Origin of the sequence: Pseudomonas paralactis, assembly GCF_001439735.1 — a bacterium.
Classification (GTDB): Bacteria; Pseudomonadota; Gammaproteobacteria; order Pseudomonadales; family Pseudomonadaceae; genus Aquipseudomonas; species Aquipseudomonas paralactis.
This window is the reverse complement of sequence record NZ_JYLN01000004.1, coordinates 499,909-520,012: the sequence shown is the minus strand read 5'-3', so window position 1 is coordinate 520,012 and position 20,104 is coordinate 499,909. Positions and strand designations below refer to the sequence as shown.

Sequence of the window (20,104 nt, the reverse complement as noted above, 5' to 3'; positions counted from 1 at the left end):
TGGCAAAGTGCCGGAGGGTTTAACCCGACGGCGGATTTAGCCGAAAAAAGCGATTTTCCTGATCAGGCAGACAGATTTCATCATCGACAGCGCACCATTGTTACCCCGGTTCGTGTCGAAAATACCCACCTCGGTGCAAAACCGCGTGCTTGAGAGGCTCGATCTAGAGCCTTTGCAGGGAACAATCAATTCTGTTGATTATTACCATTGTGTTTATGAACTTTTATATCGACTTATCAAGAGTAGCATTAGCCCTGTACCCACTTTATCGCCCTCCCAAGGAGCAACCATCATGAAACGCCAATTACTCGCTACCGTCCTGTTATCTGTCCTGGCTTCGAGCGCCTTTGCCCTGCCAGCCGCCGAACAGGCCACCCCGCAGAACAAAGCACAAACCGTACAGACCAGCCAAACCGTGGCTCGCAGCGGTTCGCAAGAAGATGAAAACCGTGACTACGCCAAAGGTGCTGTAGCTGAGAATGGCTACAACCGCCTGCAAGAGAAAGGTCTGGTAGAAGGTGGTGCTGAACAGGCCAACAAACGCGCTTACACCGAAGGCGTTGCTGAAGGTGGTGCCGACCGTCTGCAAGAACTGCATCAAGCACAGAGCTAAGCCCGTGGTGGCCCAGAAAAAAGCCCGATCTGCCGATCGGGCTTTTGCTTTTATATAGACCGCGTCACGCCTCGCCCCCGCCAAGTTCGACGCCGGCAAAGCGCTTTTGCTAGAGTGCGTCGCTGTACTTACCGACAAAGCCCATCCGCTCATGCTGCCCCGCGCCGAACAGAAGCAACAGACACGCCTTGCCTTGATGGACGCAGCCCGCCATCTGATGGAGTGTGGCCGTGGTTTTGGCAGCCTGAGCCTGCGCGAAGTGGCCAAGACGGCGGGTATCGTGCCAACCGGTTTCTATCGCCATTTTGCCGACATGGATGAGCTTGGGCTGGTATTGGTCAGCGAAGTCGGCCAGACCTTCCGCGCCACGATCCGCCTGGTGCGCCACAACGAATTCGTGATGGGCGGCATTATCGATGCCTCTGTGCGTATCTTTCTCGATGTGGTCTCGGCCAACCGTTCGCAATTCCTGTTTTTGGCCCGCGAACAATACGGCGGCTGCCTGGCCGTGCGCCAAGCCATCGGCGCCCTGCGCGAGGACATCACCCGCGACCTGGCCGCCGACCTGACGCTGATGCCCAAATTGCAGCACCTGGATGCAGAAGGTTTGCATGTGATGGCTGACCTGATCGTCAAAAGCGTATTCGCTACCCTGCCCGATATCATCGACCCACCGGCCCATGCCCTGCCGGCCCACCTCACACCCCAGGCGAAAATCACCCAGCAACTGCGCTTTATCTTTATCGGCCTCAAGCACTGGCAAGGGCTGGGCAGTACCGAATAAGCCCTCAGCCAGCCTTATGAAAACGCTTGGCCGTGGTGTAGTTCTTGCTCCAGTACTTATTGCTCAACGAATCGATACGCACATGCTTGCCGGTACGCGGTGAATGGATGAACTTGCCTTCGCCGATATACAGCCCGACGTGACTCACCTGCCCTCGCCCATTGCCCTTGAAAAATACCGCATCGCCCGGTTTTAACGCCGTGCGCTTGATGGTCGCGGCGGTTGAACGATGCATCGCCGCAGTGGTGCGCGGCAGCTGAATGTTGGCCTGGGTCTTGAACAGATAGACCAGGAAACTGCTGCAATCAAACCCCTGCTCGGCAGACGTACCGCCCCACTTGTAGGGGGTGCCGAGCAGTTGATGGGCTCGGTCGATCACATCGTCGACCGAAGACGTGGCATGTGTTGAGGCGAAGGTTGGCGGCTGTTGAAGATTGGCCGAGGCTGACGAGATAACACACGACAGGCCGACAATGACTGAACAGATAAATGACTTGAACATGATGAACATCGCGGTGAATTAAACACGGCGCGAATCTTAAAGAACCATCACGTAAGCCCATGAAGGCCGATTCTTGGGTCTTTGTAAGATAAATCTTTAAAAACGTAATGGATAACTGGATGAAAGAAGTTTCATACAGCACGAGGCTACTTTCAGGAAAAACGCCCTTTTCCAGTGCTATAACCGCTCAAGCGCACCAAACCTGAACACGCTACACAACCCGTTGATGCCCCATCCAGGCGCCACCACCCGCACCGACAGGAAATTCCTACGCCGATAGCGGGTTGGCAAGCCCCTTGCTCTAGCACTGTTATTGCTCATAGCTGGAAGCCTACTGATGCTGGTGATCCACCGCCGAATCGCCCCCCAAGCCCTCTGGGCCGCTGAGTTGCTGCTGAACTTCGAAGCCCGCAGCAAAAGCCGCCTGCGCTGTTTCAGTGCCGACGGTGAAGACGTCGGCCTGTTTTTGGAGCGTGGGCAGCCGCCCTTGCACGATGGCGAGTTTTTGCAAGCTGAAGACGGACGTGTCGTACGCGTTTGCGCCCGTCCTGAACAACTGCTGCACGTCACCTGCCGCAACGCCTTTGAACTGACCCGCGCCGCCTACCACCTGGGTAACCGCCATGTGGCCCTGCAAGTCGGTGACGGCTGGCTGCGCCTGCTTGACGACTACGTGCTCAAGGCGATGCTGGAACAGCTGGGTGCCGACACGCAGACCATCGAGGCGCCGTTCCAACCGGAACATGGCGCCTACGGCGGCGGCCATCATCATTCGCGCCATGGCGACGAAGACTTCAACTATCCGCCCAAGCTGCACCAGTTCGGCGTACGTCTGTGAACCCGGCCTGGGCGCTGTTGCGCCTGGCCAGTCCGCAATTGCCGATTGGCGGCTACAGCTATTCCCAGGGCCTTGAAATGGCTGTGGACAATGGCCGCGTGCAGGATGCCGAGAGCGCAGGGCGCTGGATCAGCGATCAGTTGCTGCTCAACCTGGCGCGCTTCGAAGCGCCGCTGTTGCTCGCCCATTGCCGTGCTGGCGCTGCGCAGGACTGGCCCGGGCTGGCGCAATTGTGCGATGAGCACCGTGCCAGCCGTGAGACCCGCGAGCTGTATCAGGAGAGCCGGCAGATGGGCTACTCCCTGCAACAACTGCTCAACGGCTTGCCGGAACTGGACAGCGCAGCACGTGAGTTCCTTGCACAACGCGACGAACCGCACCTGGCCCTCGGCTGGGCCCTGGCCGCCCGCGCCTGGGATATCAGCCCCGACGATGCCCTCGCCGCATGGCTGTGGAGCTGGCTGGAAAACCAATTGGCCGTGCTGATGAAAACCCTGCCCCTGGGCCAGCAAGCCGCACAACGTCTGACCAGCGAACTGCTGCCGCTGCTACAGCAGGCCCAGCATGACGCCGAGCGCATTGAGCCTGCGCATCTGGGCAGTGCCGCCTTTGGCCTGTCCCTGGCGTGCATGGCCCACGAGCGCCAGTACAGCCGCCTGTTCCGTTCCTGAAAGTTTTAATGGTGGAGGAAGCACATGAACACACAACCCTTGCGCGTCGGTATCGGTGGCCCGGTGGGCTCCGGCAAAACCGCCCTGACCCTGGCCCTGTGCCTGGCCCTGCGTGATCGCTATAACCTGGCGGTGGTTACCAACGACATCTATACCCGCGAAGACGCCGACTTTCTGGTACGCAACCAGGCGCTGGCACCGGAGCGCATTATCGGCGTGGAGACTGGCGGCTGCCCGCATACGGCGATTCGCGAAGATGCCTCGATCAACCTGGAGGCCGTGGACCAGCTCAACCGCCGCTTTCCCGGCCTGGACCTGATTCTGGTGGAATCCGGCGGCGACAACCTCTCGGCCACCTTCAGCCCGGAACTGTCGGACCTGACCATCTACGTGATCGATGTGTCCGCCGGGGACAAGCTGCCACGCAAGGGTGGGCCCGGTATTTGCAAATCCGACTTGCTGGTGATCAACAAGATCGACCTGGCCCCGCTGGTGGGTGCCTCGCTGGAGTTGATGAACAGCGACACCCAGCGGATGCGCAACGGTAAACCCTTTGTGTTCAGCAACCAGAAAACCGGGGTCGGCCTGGACGACATCGTCGCCTTCATCGAACGCCAGGGTTTGCTGACCGCCGCCTGATCAACCCATAAGGAACCTGTCCATGAGCCTCAACAAACTCTTCGCCGCTGCCGCGCTGCTGCTCGTCCCTGCCCTGGCCTTCGCGCATCCGGGCCACGGCGACAATGGCCTGGTGGCCGGTATCAGCCATCCCTTGGGCGGTCTCGATCATTTGCTGGCCATGGTTGCGGTCGGTCTGTGGGCGGCCCAACAAAAAGGCGCCGCGCGCTGGGCGCTGCCGGGTACCTTTGTCGGCACCATGCTGATCGGCGGTGTGCTGGGTTTTGAAGGGCTGCAATTGCCAGCACTGGAAAGCGGGATTGCCGCATCGGTGCTGGCCTTGGGCCTGGCGGTAGCGTTGGCGGTGCGGCCGCCGCTGTTCGTGGCCGTGGGCGCCACGGCGCTGTTTGCGTTGTTTCACGGCGTGGCCCATGGCCTTGAGTTGCCGGACATGACCAGCCCTTGGGCGTATGCCGCTGGGTTTGTGGGGGCGACTGCGGTTTTGCATGCCGCCGGTTACGCTGTCGTGCGCTTTTTGCCGGCTGCAGCTGCACCCTTGGTGCGGGTGGCCGGGGCGGCTTCGGCGGCGACCGGGGTTTGGTTGTTGGCGGGGTGATTGGCGCCGTGCTTAGGCCTCGTCGGGGCACAGGTATCTACACGACTTTGGTGCGACGCAGGGCCTGTGGGAGGGGGCTTGCCCCCGATGGCGGCCTAAGAGCCGACCGGGATGCTGGGCTTTGATCGAGTACATATCCGTTATTTGGGTAACGGCTGCTATGGGTTCCGCCCTTACGGCGGCTCACTTTTGAAAAGCGCAAAAGTAAGCAAAACGCTCTTGCCCCACCACTCGGCACCTCGCTTAGGCTCGGTGTGCCCGTAATCCGCCATGGATTTGGGGGGCCGCCGCCACGCGCCATCCATGGCGCGGGGCGGCTAAACCGGCATCCCTGCCGGTTTACCCCCCAAATCCCTGGCGAATTCCGGCCAGCGTGGTTTGACGGGGCGCCTGAGATCAAGATCAAAAGCAGAGCAACGGCAAGAGCAAGAGCGGCTCGCTTCGCATCGTGGTTAGGGTTGGCAGTGGCTACAAAAGTTGTGTAGATACTCATGCTCATCGGGGTCAAGTGTGGGAGTGGCTTGCCCCCGATAGCGGTGGTGCAGACACCATAGTTCCCAAGCCTGCTACCATGCGCGCCTACACCCCTGCCGTGACGACGCCAGCCAATGCCCTTCGCTTCTCAGCCTGCTTTGAATACCGTGCTCACGCACTTCCATGACCTGATCGTGCCGCTCTGGCAAGGCCCGGGATGGAACGCCGACCTGGCACTACCGTTTGAGGCGCTGGACGCCGATCATCAACCGTTGCCCCCACAACGCTATCGCGCCATGGCTTGCGCCCGACAGTTGTACCTGTTCGCCAGCCTGATCGGCGAGCCGGGTGCGGCCTTTGCCGAAGAACGTGCGGCGGCGCTGTTCCGTTCCCTGCAACGGCACTTCCATGATGCCGAACACGGCGGCTGGTTCTACAGCATCGACTCGGCCGGCCAACCGCTGGACAAGCGCAAAGACCTCTACACCCACGCCTTCATTATTTTTGCCTGCGCCCATTACTGGGCCAAGGTGCGTGAACCGTTGGTGGAATCGGTGCTCAACGCCGCCCTGGAAGTCGTCGCCCAACGCTTTTCCACCGGCGACGGTTTGTACGAGGCCGTACTGGAACGCAATTGGGCTTCCCTCAACTCAGGCCCCTTGCAAAACCCGCTGATGCACCTGGCCGAAGGTTTCCTCGCCACCCTCGCGGTGCGTGAGGACGCCGAGGTACAAACGGCCCTGCTGGCACTGGCGACGGCCATGCAGCAACGTTTCATCGACCGCGAGCACGGCGTGATGATGGAAAAACCTGTGGGCGCTGTGGATAACTGGTTTGAGCCGGGGCACCAGTTCGAATGGTTCTTTTTGCTGGAATCTTCAGCTGTGCTGCGCGGCACTGCGCTGCATGAGTCGCTGACACGGGCATTTGCCTATGCCGAGCAAAAGGGTGTGGATAAGTTAAGCGGTGCGGTCAGCGGCATGCTCGCGCTGGATGGCACCGTGCGCGACGGCACCCAACGTATCTGGGCCCAGGCGGAGTACCTGCGGGCGCTAACCTTGCGGCCGGGTAGCGAAGCGGTGCTGCAGCGGCAGTTGCAGGCGTTGCAACAGCGCTTCCTGCATGCCAAGGGTTGGCACGAATGCCTGGATGCCGAGGGTAAGGTGAGCCGACGGGATATGCCCTCGACTACGCCCTATCATTTGGCAACTTGCTATGAGGGCTTGGTCCAGCATCTGGGCTGACCTGCAGGGCCCCATCGCAGGCAAGCCAGCTCCCACAGTGGATAGTGTTCACACATTTAAATGTGGGAGCTGGCTTGCCTGCGATAGCCTCACCTCGGTCTAACTGACCTCACGCAATCCACTTGCGATCCCCGGTAAAACTGATCGTCAACCAGCGCGCCGCATCCGGCGTGCCCAAGCCTGTGGATATCTCTTCGCGCAAGCTGTCGAGGGTCGCGACCTTATCCACCGGGTAATCCGCCGGCAGCACTACATGGATCTCGATAAACCGCGCTCGCCCGTGCTTCTGCACATAGGACACGTAGTCGTCGAAACCATGCCTGGCCTGCACCGTATCCATCACTTCGCGTACTTTATCGTCCAGATGATCCGGCGCGATCCCCAGCACTTCGCGCAACGCCGGGCGCAGGATCTTGAAAGCCGGCGCCAGCATACTCAGGGCCAGCAGGATCAAAATCAGCGGGTCGACATACACCGCCCATTCGTCGTAGCCCTGGGACTTGAGCAACAGAGCGGCCAAAAAGCTGATCAGCAAACCCACCGACAGCATCGCATCCACCAGCCAACTGATGTTATCGAACTGGATCAGCGATGATTTGAGTGTGCGGTTGCGGTAGCGCACATAGAAGAAGTAGGCGAATTCCACGACGGTAAACACCGCCGCATAAATAATCACCAGCCCCAACTCGATTTCGCGCCCGCCGTTGATGATGCCGAACACACCATTGAGGAATGCATAGATGGCGATCAGCAGCAGAAAGCTGCCTTCGATCAACAGCACCATGGGCTCCAGGTGCCAATAGCCGAACTGGAAACGCTCGTTACTTTTCTTGGCGATCAACTTGGCCGTGATCAGCATCAACACCTTGATGGCGGTGGCGATCAGCGAGAAGAAGCCGTCGAACAGAATGGATTGGGCGCCGGATATCACCCCCGTGACAATCCCGGCGATCGCCACAGCGAACATCAGGATCGTCGATTGTTTGAGCAGTGCCTGCTCACCTCGGTTACTCACATTTCCTCCCGTCAAAACCTTTAAACCGCAGGGTGCGGTGGGGTTTTCAGGCGGGCAGTGTACCTTATGCCGCATTTTGGCCGATTTGCCGCCATTTACTGTAGGAGCGAGCTTGCTCGCGAAGAACCCGAGAGCGCCGCGTGCATTCAGAATATCCGCGTCATCGTTAACGTTTTTCGCGAGCAAGCTCGCTCCTACAGAGTATCGCGCAGGTGCTTAGCCCTTGGCCCCACGCTCAATCGCAAACCCGGCCCAGGTCTGGCTCACCGGCATCAGTTCCAACCGGTTGATGTTCACGTGGGCCGGGGTATTCATCACCCAGAAAATCGTGTCGGCAATATCCTGCGGCTGGATCGGTTCAGCACCTGCATAGGTGGCGTCATAACGCGCCTGGTCACCGCCAAACCGCACCAGCGAGAACTCGCTCTCGCACAGGCCCGGCTCGATGTTGGTCACCCGCACGCCAGTACCTTGCAGGTCGCACCGCAGGTTCAGCGAGAACTGCTTCACGAACGCCTTGGAGCCGCCATACACATGGCTGCCCGGGTACGGATAGTTACCGGCGATGGAGCCCAGGTTGATGATCCCCGCACCACGGCCATGAGCAATCAGGCGCGACAACAACAGGTTAGTGGTGGTCAGCAGGCCCTTGATATTGGTGTCGACCATGGTTTCCCAATCGTCGAGGTCGCACTTGGGGGCAGGATCAGTGCCCACCGCCAGGCCGGCGTTGTTGATCAGGCCACGCAGTTTGGCAAACGACGGCGGCAAGTTGGCAATAGCCTCCTCCATGCCTTTGCGATCACGCACATCCACCACCAGGCCATGCACTTCGGTCTGCCGGGAAAGCTCTTCGACCAGGGCATTCAAGCGCTCGGCACGACGACCGGTGAGCACCAGCTTCCAGCCGGCTTCGGCAAAACGACGAGCACAGGCCTCGCCGAAACCTGAAGTAGCGCCAGTGATGAATAGCGTGTCGGACATGGTGTTCTCCTAGAGGGCATCGGGGAAAAAGTTGCCAGCAGAATGCCCTTACGCCGCCGTTGCGGCAACCGCTATGCGCAGAACTTCACATACAACTGTTCATTTTTTAATCAGAACGACCAACGCCTTGTAAACCGTGGCTTGCAGCCATATGCGCGCAGGTTATCCACAATTGCGCCCACAGTCTTTGGGGGCAAGTGCAAATCGCTCGGAGCCCCTGTGTACAAGGCTTTCAGGCGTTTTTGAAAAGTTTTTTGCTTGACCTTGGCGGGAGCGTATGTAGCCCCTGAAAAATCCGGAAAGACACGACGATGGCTTCAGGCCAGTCATTCCGGCCCCTGCGGGAGTCTTTCCAGAGTTTAGTCACAGACTTATCCACAGGCTGGACGGACATATTCCGGTCATATACCTGTGTCTTTAAACAGGTTGACAAAGCCAGTGGAAGGTCGAGAAAAATCAGCTGATCAAAAAACAACCACAACGCTACAAGCCACGTATTTAAAGGCTTTCAGCCAGGTACACCCATGTTACCCACAGCCGGTTCCACAGTGGATGGGGACAAGTCAAAACTGTGACAAAACAGGGATTTGCGGCGGCTATATGTCGCGCTTTGGAGGTGGGCTGGATTTGTTTTCCACAATTTGGTGGAGGGCTTGTTGACACCGCAAAAACAAATGTGGGAACCGGCTTTGGGTGGGAGCTGGCTTGCCTGCGATGCGGCCACCTCGGTATGTCAGCTAAACCGAGGTGATGCTATCGCGGGCAAGCCCGGCTCCCACATAAGGCCCGGTTCCCACAGGGTTGATGCGCCTGGATCTTAGGTCAGTGGCCGCCCAGGTAGGCGTTGCGCACTTCCTCGTTAACCAGCAGTTCTTTACCTGTGCCGGTCAGGCGAATCTCACCATTGACCATCACATACGCCCGGTCCGACAAGCGCAGCGCATGGTTGGCATTCTGCTCCACCAGGAAGATGGTCATCCCGGTGGACGCCAGCTCACGCAGGGTGGAAAAGATCTGCTTTACCACAATCGGCGCCAAACCCAGGCTGGGCTCGTCGAGCAGCAACAGCTTGGGTCGGCTCATCAGCGCACGGGCGATGGCGAGCATTTGCTGTTCGCCGCCGGACATGGTCATGGCCCGCTGGTTACGCCGCTCCTTGAGCCTGGGGAACAGCTCGAACATGCGCTGCATATCCTCGCTGGCAAACTTGTCGCCAATGGGGATGGTGCCCATCAGCAGGTTTTCCTCGACGGTCATGTCGGGGAACACCCGCCGCCCTTCCGGCGACTGCGCAATGCCGTTGGAGGCGATGTAGTGGGACGACTTGTGGGTAATGTCGACGCCGTTGTACAGAATCTGCCCCGACTCGGCCCGAGGCTGGCCGAAGATCGACATCAGCAGCGTGGACTTTCCCGCGCCGTTGGAGCCAATCAGGCTGACGGTTTCGCCTTCGTTGATGTGCAGCGAGACCTTCTTCAGGGCCTGGATCGGGCCGTAGAACACGTCCAGGTCCTTCATTTCGAGGATAGGTGCGCTCATACCAGCTCCTCTTCGTCCGCGCCCAGGTAGGCGGCGATCACTTTCGGGTCGTTGCGGATCGCGTCGGGGCCGCCTTCGGCAATCACGTTGCCGTGGTCCAGCACCACAATGTGGTCGGAAATACTCATCACCATGCCCATGTCGTGTTCGATCAGCACCACCGTGAGGTCGTGTTCGTCGCGCAGCAGGCGAATCATCGCGCTGAGGGCTTCGGTTTCCTGAGGGTTGAGGCCCGCTGCCGGTTCGTCCAGGCAGATGATCTGCGGCCGCGTGCACATGGCGCGGGCGATTTCCAGGCGGCGCTGCTGGCCGTAAGAGAGTTCGCCAGCCAGGCGGTTGGCGCAGTCCACCAGGTCGACCACCTCCAGCCAATAGAACGCACAGTCCAGCGCATCGCTTTCGGCCTTGCGGTAGCCCTTGGTATTGAGGATGCCGGCAAGCATGTTGCGGTTGACCCACATGTGCTGAGCCACCAGCAGGTTTTCCAGCACCGACATTTCCTTGAACAGGCGAATGTTCTGGAAGGTGCGCGCCAGCCCGGCACGGTTTACCAGGTGGGTGCCGCCGAACATCTTGTAGTACACACGGCTGAGGAAGCTTTTGGGCGAGACGAAGTCGGTGGCCTCAAAGCGCTCGCCGAGCAGTTGGATCACGTTGGTTTGCTTGCCCCGCACGTTGAGTTCGATCTTGCCGCCACTGGCTTTGTAGAAGCCGGTGAGGCAGTTGAACACCGTGGTCTTGCCGGCGCCGTTGGGGCCGATCAGAGCGAAGATCGAGTTGCGTTCAACCTTGAGGCTTACATCGCTCAAGGCCTTGATACCACCGAAGTGCATCATCAGGTGTTCGACGGACAGCACGACTTCCTTACTCATGGAGCTACCCCCTTGCGTGGCGTCACACCGGTACGGCTGATGCGAATCAAGCCTCGCGGCCTCCAGATCATCATCACCACCATCAACACGCCAAACAGCAGCACGCGGTATTCGGAGAAGCTGCGCAGCAATTCAGGCGCCACGGTCAGCACAAACGCGGCGATCACCACGCCGACCGTCGAGCCCATGCCGCCCAATACCACGATGGCGAGGATCAACGCCGACTCGAAGAAGGTAAACGACGATGGGTTGACGAAACCCTGGTAGCTGGCGAAAAACACCCCCGCCAAACCAGCGGTAGATGCCCCAATGGTGAACGCCGAGAGCTTGACCAGCACATGGTTCAGGCCCATGGAGCGGCAGGCGATTTCATCTTCACGCAAGGCTTCCCAGGCGCGACCGACCGGCATACGCGTGAGGCGATGCTTGATGTACAGCACGGCCAGCACCACCAGAAACAGCACGATGTAGATGAACATGAATTTGATGTTGGGGTTGTAATCGATGCCAAAGAACTCGTGAAACGGGATGCCGCCATCCTTTGCACGCTTGCCGAACTCCAGGCCCAGAAAGGTCGGCGAAGGCACGGGCATACCGTTGGGGCCACCAGTGAACGACAGCCAGTTGTTGAGTACCAGGCGAATGATTTCACCAAAGCCCAGGGTCACGATGGCCAGGTAGTCACCGTGCATTCGCAGCACCGGGAAGCCGAGTATGCACCCCGCCAACGCCGCCGCGATGGCCGCCAGCGGCAGCACCGTCCAGAACCCCAGGCCCAGGTATTGATAACCCAGCGCCAGGCCGTAGGCACCAATGGCGTAGAAGGCCACGTAACCCAGGTCGAGCAGGCCGGCCAGGCCCACCACGATGTTCAGGCCCAGGCCGAGCAACACGTAGATCAACCCGAGGATCACCACGGTGAGCAGGTATTTGTTGGCGAAGATCGGAAACACGATGGCGATCACGATCAGTGCCGGAATGATCCAGCGCAGTCGCGACTTGTAGTCCGGCGGCAGCACATGCACGCCCGAACCACTGCTTTCAAAACCCTGCAGGATCTTCACGCCTTTGGGGGTTTGCAGGAACAGGCTCAAGGCAAAACGCCCGACCATGACGATGGCGACCAACGTGGCAACTCGCACCGGCTCCAGGTTGAAGCTGTAGCCGTCGAGCACTACGCCCACGATCGGGCCGAACACGATCAGCGAAATCAGCCCGGCGAGGACGGTATCGACCACACTTTTTTTGATATCAATGGATTTGGCAGCAGACATGTTTACACCTTCGCCACAAGTGGGCGACCAAGCAGGCCCTGGGGACGGAAAATCAGAATCACCACCAGCAGGGAGAAACTGAACACGTCTTTGTAGTCAGAGTTGATCAACCCCGCGAACAGCGACTCGGAGATACCGAGGATGATCCCGCCCAGCATCGCCCCAGGCAGGGAGCCGATGCCGCCGAGAACCGCCGCGGTAAACGCCTTGATGCCGATGATGAAGCCGGCATAGAAGTCGAAGGTGCCGTAGTTGAGGGTGATCAGCACGCCGGCCAGGGCAGCCATGGCTGCGCCGATAACGAACACGTAGGAGATCACCCGGTCGGTGTTGATGCCCAGGATCGAGGCCATTTTGCGATCTTGCTGAGTGGCGCGGCACATGCGACCCAGCTTGGTGTATTTGATGATGTAGGTGAGCAACGCCATGCCGGCGAACGCCGCCACCAGGATGAACACTTTGGTGTAGGTCAGTTGCACGAAGCCGGTGCCGATATCGACGCGCCAGGCGCCGGCCAGCAGCGTCGGGATGCCTTGTTGCTTGGCACCCTGGGCGATCTGTGCGTAGTTCTGCAGGATCAGCGAGATACCGATGGCGCTGATCAGCGGTGCCAGGCGGGTGGAGTTGCGCAGCGGTTTATAGGCGACACGTTCAATCACCCAACCGTACACGCCGGTGACGACCACGGTGAAGATCAAGGTGCCGAGAATGAGCAGCGGGAAGGATTCGATGCCGAAGTAAGCCAGCAGTGCCAGACTGATCGCCGCGAGGTAAGCGGAAATCATATAAACCTCGCCGTGGGCGAAGTTGATCATGCCAATGATGCCATAGACCATTGTGTAGCCGATGGCGATCAGGCCATAGACCGACCCGAGGGTCAGGCCATTGACCAGTTGCTGCAGGAAAATACCATCCATAACGCAATCTCACGCGGTGAGCACCTGCACACCGGTGGGTGTGCGGCGCTTCTGGAGGAAAAGACAGGTTTGGTGCAATAGAGCAGGCAACCAGGCCCTCTGTGGGAGCTGGCTTGCCTGCGATAGCGGTTTCACATTCAACACAGGGTTGGCATTGAGTCCGTCATCGCGGGCAAGCCCGGCTCCCACAGGGATCGAGGTGTTCAAGCCGTCGCGTTATTACTTCTGCTTTTCCAACTGATGGTATTTGCCGTCTTTGTCCCACTGGTAAACCACGTAGTCGGAGACTTTCAGGTCACCCTTCGTATCCCAGGCTTTTTCGCCCATGACGGTTTTGACCGGGTTGGCCTTGAGCCACTTGGCGGCGTCTTCGCCCTTGTTGGACTTGGCACCGTTGAAACCGGCAGCCAGGGCCTGGATCGAGGCGTAGGCGTACAGTGTGTAGCCTTCAGGCTCGGTGCCGTTCTTGCGGAACTCTTCCACGACCGTCTTGCTGTCTGGCAGCAGGCGCGGGTCGGCGCCGAAGGTCATGTACACGCCATCGACGTACTGCGCGCCGCCGGCGGTGGCTACCAGCTCGTCGGTGACCACGCCGTCATCGGACATGAACTTGACGTCTTTCAAGCCCGCTTCGCGGATCTGGCGCACCAGTGGGCCGGCTTCCGGATGCAGGCCGCCGAAGTACACGACGTCGGCGCCCAGGGAACGGATCTTGGTAACCAGGGCGCTGAAGTCTTTCTCGCCCCGGGTCAGGCCCTCTTCCAGCACCGGCTTGACGCCGCGCTTGGTCAACTGCGCAGCGGTGGCGTCGGCCAGGCCTTTGCCGTAGGTATCCTTGTCGTTGATCACCGCGACTTTCTTGCCCTTGAGCACGTCGACGATGTAGTCGCCGGCCACGATGCCTTGCTGGTCGTCACGCCCGCACATACGGAACATGGCGCCCAGGCCGCGTTCGGTCACTTGTGGGTTGGTGGAGCCCGGGGTGATGGCGATGATGCCTGCTTCGTCGTAAACCTCAGACGCCGGGATGGTGTTGGATGAGCAGAAGTGCCCGACCACACCGATCACTTTGTCCTGGTCGGCCAGGCGGTTGGCCACAGCCACGGCTTGTTTGGGTTCGCAGGCGTCATCGCCGGCCACCAGTTTGATCTGCTCACCGTTGATGCCGCCGGCCTTGTTGATAACGTCGGCTGCCGCCTGGGCACCCTTCATGTACTGCTCACCGAAAGCGGCGTTGGCACCCGTCATCGGACCCGCCACACCAATTTTCACATCAGCTTGAACAAACGTAGAAACACCCAGCGCCGCTGCAACGGCGAGGGCCAGAAAACCTTTCTTGTAAAACGTCTGGGACATGAGTGGTGCTCCGATATTTTTGATTTTTGGCACGACAACTTGCATTCAAACTTTTCACTGAAAGCTCAGAGCAAGCCGCGTGCCATTACTTTTTTATTCTTCAAAAAGACACGGTGTCATTGTTATTACGTGGGTTTCGACTCCTTTTGCCAGTACGTGCAACCGTCTAGCTTCTATAGGTGCAACCAGAGAGCAGAAAAAGTACAACCTTGCGCGTCAGCACCTGCAACCGGAGGGATAAACGGCAGTTCCTGCACCTGTAACAAAAGGCGTAACGGAACTGCACATTTACAGTGCGTGATTGCTACGACTTGCACCAATACAGATGAGTAGCCTGCTAAGAAAATGCAGGCTTTTGAGGGGTATTTCGCTGATCAGATCACGATCCTCAGACATTGCCCGGCGTGGTACAGCGAGAATCCTGCTTCATACAGGCAACTGCGCAGACCTGCGCCTGCCAGTGGCTGCATCGGCGCAAAAGGGATCGGCAAGGCTTGGGGATTCTGGTGACACAGGTAGTCGGCAAATGCCTTGCCGACCACGCTGCCTGTGGTCACACCGCGCCCGTTATAGCCGGTGACTGCGACCAGGCCGGGGGCAGGTTCGAACAGGCGCATCAGATGGTCTGGGGTAAACGCGATGCAGCCGGTCCAGGTGTATTCCCACTGCACCGATTTGAGATACGGGAAGTAGTGCTGCTGCACCCGATCGGCCCACGCCTTGAGGAACCAGGCGGGTTTCTGGTTGCCGTTGCCCAGGCTGCCCAGCAACAGGCGGCCATCGGCATCACGACGGATGCTGCTCAATACCTGGCGCGTGTCCCACGACCCCTGGCCACCAGGCAGGATTTGTCGGGCGGCATCATCGGTCAGCGGCGCCGAAGCCACCTGATAGTAATAGCCGGGGAAAAAATTGCGCCGCAACTCTGTCCATTCGCCTTCGGTGTAGGCGTTGGAGGCGATCACCACCTGAGCAGCCTGCACCGCGCCCTCAGCGGTCTGCACCGACCAGTCGGCACCCTGGCGTTCAAGCCGGGTGACCGGGGAATGGTCAAACAATTGCCCGCCCAGCGTTGCGGCGGCATTGGCCAAGCCCGTGGTGTAGGCCATGGGGTTCAGGGTGCCGGCCCGTCGATCGAGCAAGGCGGCGGATATTTTGCGGGTACCGGTGGCTTGCTCGCACGCCGGCCCGGTGAGTAACTCCACCGGCGCGCCACGGCGCTTCCATTGTTCTTCACGACTGCGCAAATCCGCCTCGCCACGGGCGTTGTGCGCCATGTGCAACGTACCCTCGCGGCGCAATTGGCAATCGATGTTGTATTTGTCGATCAGGCTGAACACCAGGGCCGGCGCTGCGCCCAACATGCGGTTGAGCTGGCTGCCAATCGCCGTGCCGAACCCGGCTTCGATCTCATCCGGCGGGATCCACAGGCCGGCATTGACCAAGCCGACGTTACGCCCCGATCCGCCATGGCCGGTGCGATGGGCCTCCAGCACGGCAACGCTTTTACCCTGTTCCAGCAAATGGATGGCCGCCGACAAACCGGTGATGCCGGCGCCGATTACGCACACATCCACCTTGAGTGTGCCGCTGAGCGCGGCGCGATCTGGTCGGCTGGGGGTGAGGCGTTCCCATAAACATGTTTCGCGTAGTGCCATTGCCAGACTCCGATGAGACCTAACAAACAACTTTTCAGAATTGAAAATCTGATCAAATGTGGGAGGGGGCTTGCTCCCGATAGCGGTGGGTCAGCTACAGATTTGCTGACTGAAACACTGCTATCGGGAGCAAGCCCCCTCCCACATTTTGATCTCACTTCGACGCGTGGGCTCAGTCGAAGGTAATGCCTTGGGCCAACGGCAATTCCAGCGAGTAGTTCACGGTATTGGTCTGGCGGCGCATATACCCGCGCCACGCATCCGACCCCGACTCTCGCCCGCCGCCGGTCTCTTTCTCGCCACCAAAGGCACCGCCAATCTCCGCGCCGCTCGGGCCGATGTTGACGTTGGCAATCCCGCAATCACTGCCTACCGCCGACATGAATTGCTCGGCTTCACGCACGTCAGTGGTGAAGATGCATGACGACAGGCCCTGTGGCACCGCGTTATTCAGGCGCAGGGCTTCGGCGAAGTCGGTGTAGCCAACCACGTAGAGAATCGGCGCGAAGGTTTCGGTACACACCACGTCGCTTTGCTCGGGCATTTCCACAATTGCCGGCGAGACGTAGTAGGCGTTGGGGAATGTGTCTTGCAGTTGGCGCTTGCCGCCGAACACCTTGCCGCCCTCGCTCAAGGCTTGCTCCAGGGCGTCCTGCATGTTGTCAAAGCCCTGCTTGTCGATCAGTGGGCCGACCAGGTTGCCTTCCAGCGGGTGGCCGATGCGCACCTTGGAATAGGCCGCCTTGAGGCGGGTGACGATGTCTTCCTTGACCGACTCATGGGCGATCAACCGGCGCAACGTGGTGCAACGTTGGCCGGCGGTGCCGACGGCGCTGAACAGGATGGCGCGCACGGCCATGTCCAGGTCGGCGCTTGGCCCGAGGATCATCGCGTTGTTGCCACCCAGTTCGAGAATGCTGCGGGCGAAGCGCGCCGCAACTTTCGGCGCCACTTCGCGGCCCATTCGGGTGCTGCCGGTGGCACTGATCAGGGCCACGCGCGGGTCGTCCACCAGCGCGGCGCCGGCGTCGCGGCCGCCGATGATCACCTGGCTCAGGTACTCGGGCGCATCGTCAAACTTGTTCAGTACGCGCTCGAACAACGCCTGGCAGGCCAGCGCGGTGAGCGGGGTCTTTTCCGAGGGTTTCCAGATCACTGCGTTGCCGCATACCAATGCCAGCGCGGTGTTCCATGCCCATACGGCCACCGGAAAGTTGAAGGCGCTGATCACCCCGACCACGCCCAGCGGGTGCCAGGTTTCACGCATATGGTGGCCTGGGCGTTCGGAGGCGATGGTCAAGCCGTACAACTGTCGGGACAGGCCCACGGCGAAGTCGCAGATGTCGATCATTTCCTGCACTTCACCCAAGCCTTCCTGAGTGATCTTGCCGGCTTCCCAGGACACCAGCTCGCCCAGGTCGGCCTTGTATTGGCGCAGTACATCGCCGAACTGGCGTACCAGCTCGCCGCGACGCGGGGCCGGCACTTTGCGCCAGGCCTCAAATGCGTGCTCGGCACGACTGACCTGTTGCTCCACCTCGGCGGCGCCTTCCCAGTGCACACTGCCGATACGGCTGCCATCAATCGGCGAATGCACGGGCTGTTTGCCCGCCTGGTACAGCGCCGGGTTTACCCCGAGACGATCAAGCAATGCGGCAACCATGGGTCACTCCTTCAATCTGCGTACAAAAATTCGCGCCGCGACACGTGCGGCGATCCTGGCCCTATTTGTAGCTGGCCCAAGACTTGCCAACAAACGACGATTAGGCGAGATATCATTCCGTTTATTCATGCAAAGAACAAAAAGAGGCATGCCGTGCTGAACAAAAGACATTTGCCCTCAATCACCGCTCTGCAGTGCTTCGAAGCCGCTACCCGCCACCTGAGCTTCACCCGCGCTGCCGAAGAGCTGAACCTCACGCAAAGCGCCGTGAGCAAACAGGTGGCGCAGCTGGAAGAGTTGTTGCAGCACCTGCTGTTTCGCCGGGTGCGCCGCCGCTTGCAGATGACCCCGGCGGGCGACCTGTACCTGGTGGAAGTGCGCAAGATCCTCACCCAAGTGGAGATGTCTACCCATTACCTGCGCTCCTACGGCGGGGAGACTGAAGTGCTGCGTGTGTCCACGCCCTATACCTTCGGTGCGCGCTGGCTGGTGCCGCGCCTCAAGGGTTGGCGCCTGCGTCACCCGCAGATCCACCTGGACCTGTGCAACGAGCAAGCGCCGGATGAGCTGCTGCAAGGCAAGGCTGATATGGCCTTCTACTTCGGCCAGGGCGCGCGTCCCGGCACCGAGAGCCTGAAGCTGTTCAGCGAAGAACTTGTCCCGGTATGTTCGCCCGACAGCCTGCCCGCCCAGCCCTTCACCGATCCCACGCAACTGAGCGACCTGGTGCTGCTGCAAAACGCCTCGCGGCCCCAGGGCTGGCATGAATGGTTCGCCAGCCAGGGCTTTCATACCGAGCACAGCTACCATGGGCCGCGGTTCGACACGTTTTATATGTGCATTCGGGCAGCGCAGGTAGGTTGCGGCGTGGCGTTGTTGCCGCGTTTTCTGGTGGAAGAGGAATTGGCCGAGGGCAAGTTGGTGATCCCCTGGCAACATGCGATGCCGAGCCAGGATGCTTACTACCTGGCGTATCCTGAGCATTCGGCGGAAGTGCCCAAGGTGCGCGAATTTGTGAAGTGGATGATGGAGCAGGTGCTTTAGCGCCTGGAGAATCGCCATCGCAGGCAAGCCAGCTCCCACCGTTTGGAATGCATTTCAAATGTGGGAGCTGGCTTGCCTGCGATGGCGCCAGTGGCCTTACTGAAAAAATCACTGGCAATCCCCCACAGGTCTATGCGCCACTAACCCCCTTCCTCAATTGTGCGTAAAGGCCGGCCTCCATCGCCGCCCCGTCTGGAGATTCCCGTTATGAGCGAGAGTGTGTTTGCCGATCGCATCGTGCAGAACCTGCTCGACACCGACTTCTACAAGCTGACCATGATGCAGGCGGTGCTGCACAACTACCCCAATGTGGAAGTTGAATGGGAGTTCCGTTGCCGTAACAGTGAAGACCTGCGCCCATACCTGGCGGAGATCCGCTACCAGATCGAACGCCTCGCCGAGTTAAGCCTGAGCCCCGACCAACTGGGCTTTCTGGAACGCATCAGCTTTATGAAGCCGGATTTTTTGCGCTTCCTCGGGCTGTTTCGCTTCAACCTGCGGTATGTGCAAACCGGCATCGAGAACGGCGAGTTATTTATCCGCCTGCGCGGGCCTTGGCTGCATGTGATCCTGTTTGAAGTGCCGATGCTGGCCATCGTCAGCGAAGTGCGTAACCGCTACCGCTACCAGACCGTAATCCTTGAACAGGCCCGCGAGCAGTTGTACCGCAAGTTCGATTGGCTGACGGCCAATGCCTCCAGCGATGAACTCTCGGAACTGCAAGTGGCCGACTTCGGTACGCGCCGCCGCTTCTCGTACCGGGTACAGGAAGAAGTAGTCAGCGTGCTCAAACATGACTTCCCTGGGCGCTTTGTCGGCACCAGCAACGTGCACCTGGCGCGTGAATTCGATATGAAGCCGCTGGGCACCATGGCCCATGAGTGGATCATGGCCCACCAGCAACTGGGCCCGCGCCTGATCGACAGCCAGATCGCCGCCCTGGATTGCTGGGTGCGCGAGTACCGTGGGCTGCTGGGTATCGCCCTGACCGATTGCATCACCACCGACGCCTTCCTCAGCGACTTCGATTTGTACTTCGCCAAGCTGTTCGATGGCCTGCGCCACGACTCCGGCGATCCGATTCAGTGGGCGGAAAAAGCCATCGCCCACTACCACAAGCTGGGCATCGAGCCGATGAGCAAGACCCTGGTGTTCTCCGACAGTCTGACGCTGCCCAAAGCATTGGAGATATTCCGTGCGTTGCGTGGTCGGATCAATGTGAGCTTTGGTATCGGCACCAACCTCACCTGCGACATTCCGGGGGTGGAACCGATGAGCATCGTGCTTAAAATGACCGCCTGCAATGGCCAACCCGTCGCCAAGATTTCCGATGAAGCGGGCAAGACCCATTGCACCGACCCGAATTTTGTCGCCTATTTGCGTCACGTTTTCAAAGTACCTGCCCTTTCCAGCAAGGAGTGA

The 20,104-nt window shown here is 59.7% G+C and carries 19 protein-coding genes; 9 read left to right on the top strand and 10 right to left on the bottom strand.

Annotated features, from left to right (window positions below; translation table 11 throughout):
• The first annotated feature begins 292 nt into the window (after positions 1-292).
• Together TX23_RS13825 and TX23_RS13820 are read left to right on the top strand one after the other, a co-directional pair.
• Positions 293-613, top strand: coding sequence for a hypothetical protein (locus TX23_RS13825; protein ID WP_057702616.1), 321 nt, complete (start codon positions 293-295; stop codon positions 611-613).
• A 151-nt stretch (positions 614-764) separates the two neighbouring features.
• A complete protein-coding gene (locus TX23_RS13820) occupies positions 765-1,397 on the top strand; it encodes a TetR family transcriptional regulator (RefSeq protein WP_057702615.1) in 633 nt (210 codons plus the stop codon).
• Between the two features lie 4 nt (positions 1,398-1,401).
• On the opposite strand, the gene TX23_RS13815 is transcribed toward TX23_RS13820, so the two are convergent.
• The gene (locus tag TX23_RS13815; RefSeq protein WP_057702713.1) at positions 1,402-1,899 is read right to left on the bottom strand and encodes a C40 family peptidase; all 498 of its coding nucleotides are present in this window, start codon (positions 1,897-1,899) and stop codon (positions 1,402-1,404) included.
• A 337-nt stretch (positions 1,900-2,236) separates the two neighbouring features.
• Here TX23_RS13815 and ureE point away from each other — a divergent pair, with 337 nt between their 5' ends.
• The 5 genes from ureE to TX23_RS13790 all read left to right on the top strand — a co-directional run bounded on the left by ureE (position 2,237) and on the right by TX23_RS13790 (position 6,360).
• Positions 2,237-2,737 (top strand): urease accessory protein UreE, encoded by a 501-nt coding sequence (ureE, locus tag TX23_RS13810; RefSeq protein ID WP_005784297.1) that lies wholly within the window; start codon positions 2,237-2,239, stop codon positions 2,735-2,737.
• Positions 2,734-3,408 (top strand): urease accessory protein UreF, encoded by a 675-nt coding sequence (locus tag TX23_RS13805; RefSeq protein ID WP_057702614.1) that lies wholly within the window; start codon positions 2,734-2,736, stop codon positions 3,406-3,408. The genes ureE and TX23_RS13805 overlap by 4 nt, the downstream gene beginning before the upstream one ends.
• A 24-nt stretch (positions 3,409-3,432) precedes the next feature.
• Entirely contained in the window at positions 3,433-4,047 is a 615-nt protein-coding gene (gene ureG, locus TX23_RS13800; protein WP_003188109.1) for an urease accessory protein UreG, read from the top strand.
• 22 nt (positions 4,048-4,069) lie between these two features.
• Positions 4,070-4,642: a HupE/UreJ family protein gene (locus TX23_RS13795; RefSeq protein WP_057702613.1), complete on the top strand. Its 573-nt coding sequence runs from the start codon at positions 4,070-4,072 to the stop codon at positions 4,640-4,642.
• Between the two features lie 608 nt (positions 4,643-5,250).
• Complete coding sequence (locus TX23_RS13790) at positions 5,251-6,360, top strand: AGE family epimerase/isomerase (protein ID WP_057702612.1); 1,110 nt, start codon at positions 5,251-5,253, stop codon at positions 6,358-6,360.
• A gap of 109 nt (positions 6,361-6,469) precedes the next feature.
• Here the strand turns inward: TX23_RS13790 and TX23_RS13785 are convergent, their stop codons facing one another.
• The 9 genes from TX23_RS13785 to amaB form a co-directional block, all read right to left on the bottom strand.
• Positions 6,470-7,375 carry a cation diffusion facilitator family transporter gene (locus TX23_RS13785; RefSeq protein ID WP_057702611.1) on the bottom strand — a complete coding sequence of 302 codons (906 nt, stop codon included), beginning with the start codon at positions 7,373-7,375 and terminating at the stop codon, positions 6,470-6,472.
• Between the two features lie 216 nt (positions 7,376-7,591).
• Entirely contained in the window at positions 7,592-8,359 is a 768-nt protein-coding gene (locus tag TX23_RS13780) for an SDR family oxidoreductase (protein WP_057702610.1), read from the bottom strand.
• A gap of 822 nt (positions 8,360-9,181) precedes the next feature.
• Positions 9,182-9,898, bottom strand: a complete 717-nt coding sequence (locus tag TX23_RS13775) for an ABC transporter ATP-binding protein (RefSeq protein WP_005784287.1) — start codon at positions 9,896-9,898, stop codon at positions 9,182-9,184.
• On the bottom strand, positions 9,895-10,770 hold the full coding sequence (locus TX23_RS13770) for an ABC transporter ATP-binding protein (RefSeq protein WP_005784285.1): 876 nt from the start codon (positions 10,768-10,770) through the stop codon (positions 9,895-9,897). Before TX23_RS13770 ends, TX23_RS13775 begins: the two co-directional genes overlap by 4 nt.
• On the bottom strand, positions 10,767-12,044 hold the full coding sequence (livM, locus tag TX23_RS13765; protein ID WP_057702609.1) for a high-affinity branched-chain amino acid ABC transporter permease LivM: 1,278 nt from the start codon (positions 12,042-12,044) through the stop codon (positions 10,767-10,769). The genes TX23_RS13770 and livM overlap by 4 nt, the downstream gene beginning before the upstream one ends.
• Before the next feature lie 2 nt (positions 12,045-12,046).
• The gene (locus TX23_RS13760; RefSeq protein WP_034125666.1) at positions 12,047-12,961 is read right to left on the bottom strand and encodes an ABC transporter permease subunit; all 915 of its coding nucleotides are present in this window, start codon (positions 12,959-12,961) and stop codon (positions 12,047-12,049) included.
• A 219-nt stretch (positions 12,962-13,180) separates the two neighbouring features.
• Positions 13,181-14,317 carry a branched-chain amino acid ABC transporter substrate-binding protein gene (locus tag TX23_RS13755; RefSeq protein WP_057702608.1) on the bottom strand — a complete coding sequence of 379 codons (1,137 nt, stop codon included), beginning with the start codon at positions 14,315-14,317 and terminating at the stop codon, positions 13,181-13,183.
• Between the two features lie 374 nt (positions 14,318-14,691).
• Positions 14,692-15,975, bottom strand: coding sequence for an L-pipecolate oxidase (gene amaA, locus TX23_RS13750; protein ID WP_057702607.1), 1,284 nt, complete (start codon positions 15,973-15,975; stop codon positions 14,692-14,694).
• Between the two features lie 172 nt (positions 15,976-16,147).
• Positions 16,148-17,638 (bottom strand): L-piperidine-6-carboxylate dehydrogenase, encoded by a 1,491-nt coding sequence (amaB, locus tag TX23_RS13745; RefSeq protein WP_057702606.1) that lies wholly within the window; start codon positions 17,636-17,638, stop codon positions 16,148-16,150.
• Positions 17,639-17,791: 153 nt separating this feature from the next.
• Between amaB and TX23_RS13740 the strand changes: the two genes are divergently transcribed.
• On the top strand, positions 17,792-18,682 hold the full coding sequence (locus TX23_RS13740; RefSeq protein ID WP_057702605.1) for a LysR family transcriptional regulator: 891 nt from the start codon (positions 17,792-17,794) through the stop codon (positions 18,680-18,682).
• 207 nt (positions 18,683-18,889) lie between these two features.
• A complete protein-coding gene (gene pncB / locus TX23_RS13735; protein ID WP_057702604.1) occupies positions 18,890-20,104 on the top strand; it encodes a nicotinate phosphoribosyltransferase in 1,215 nt (404 codons plus the stop codon).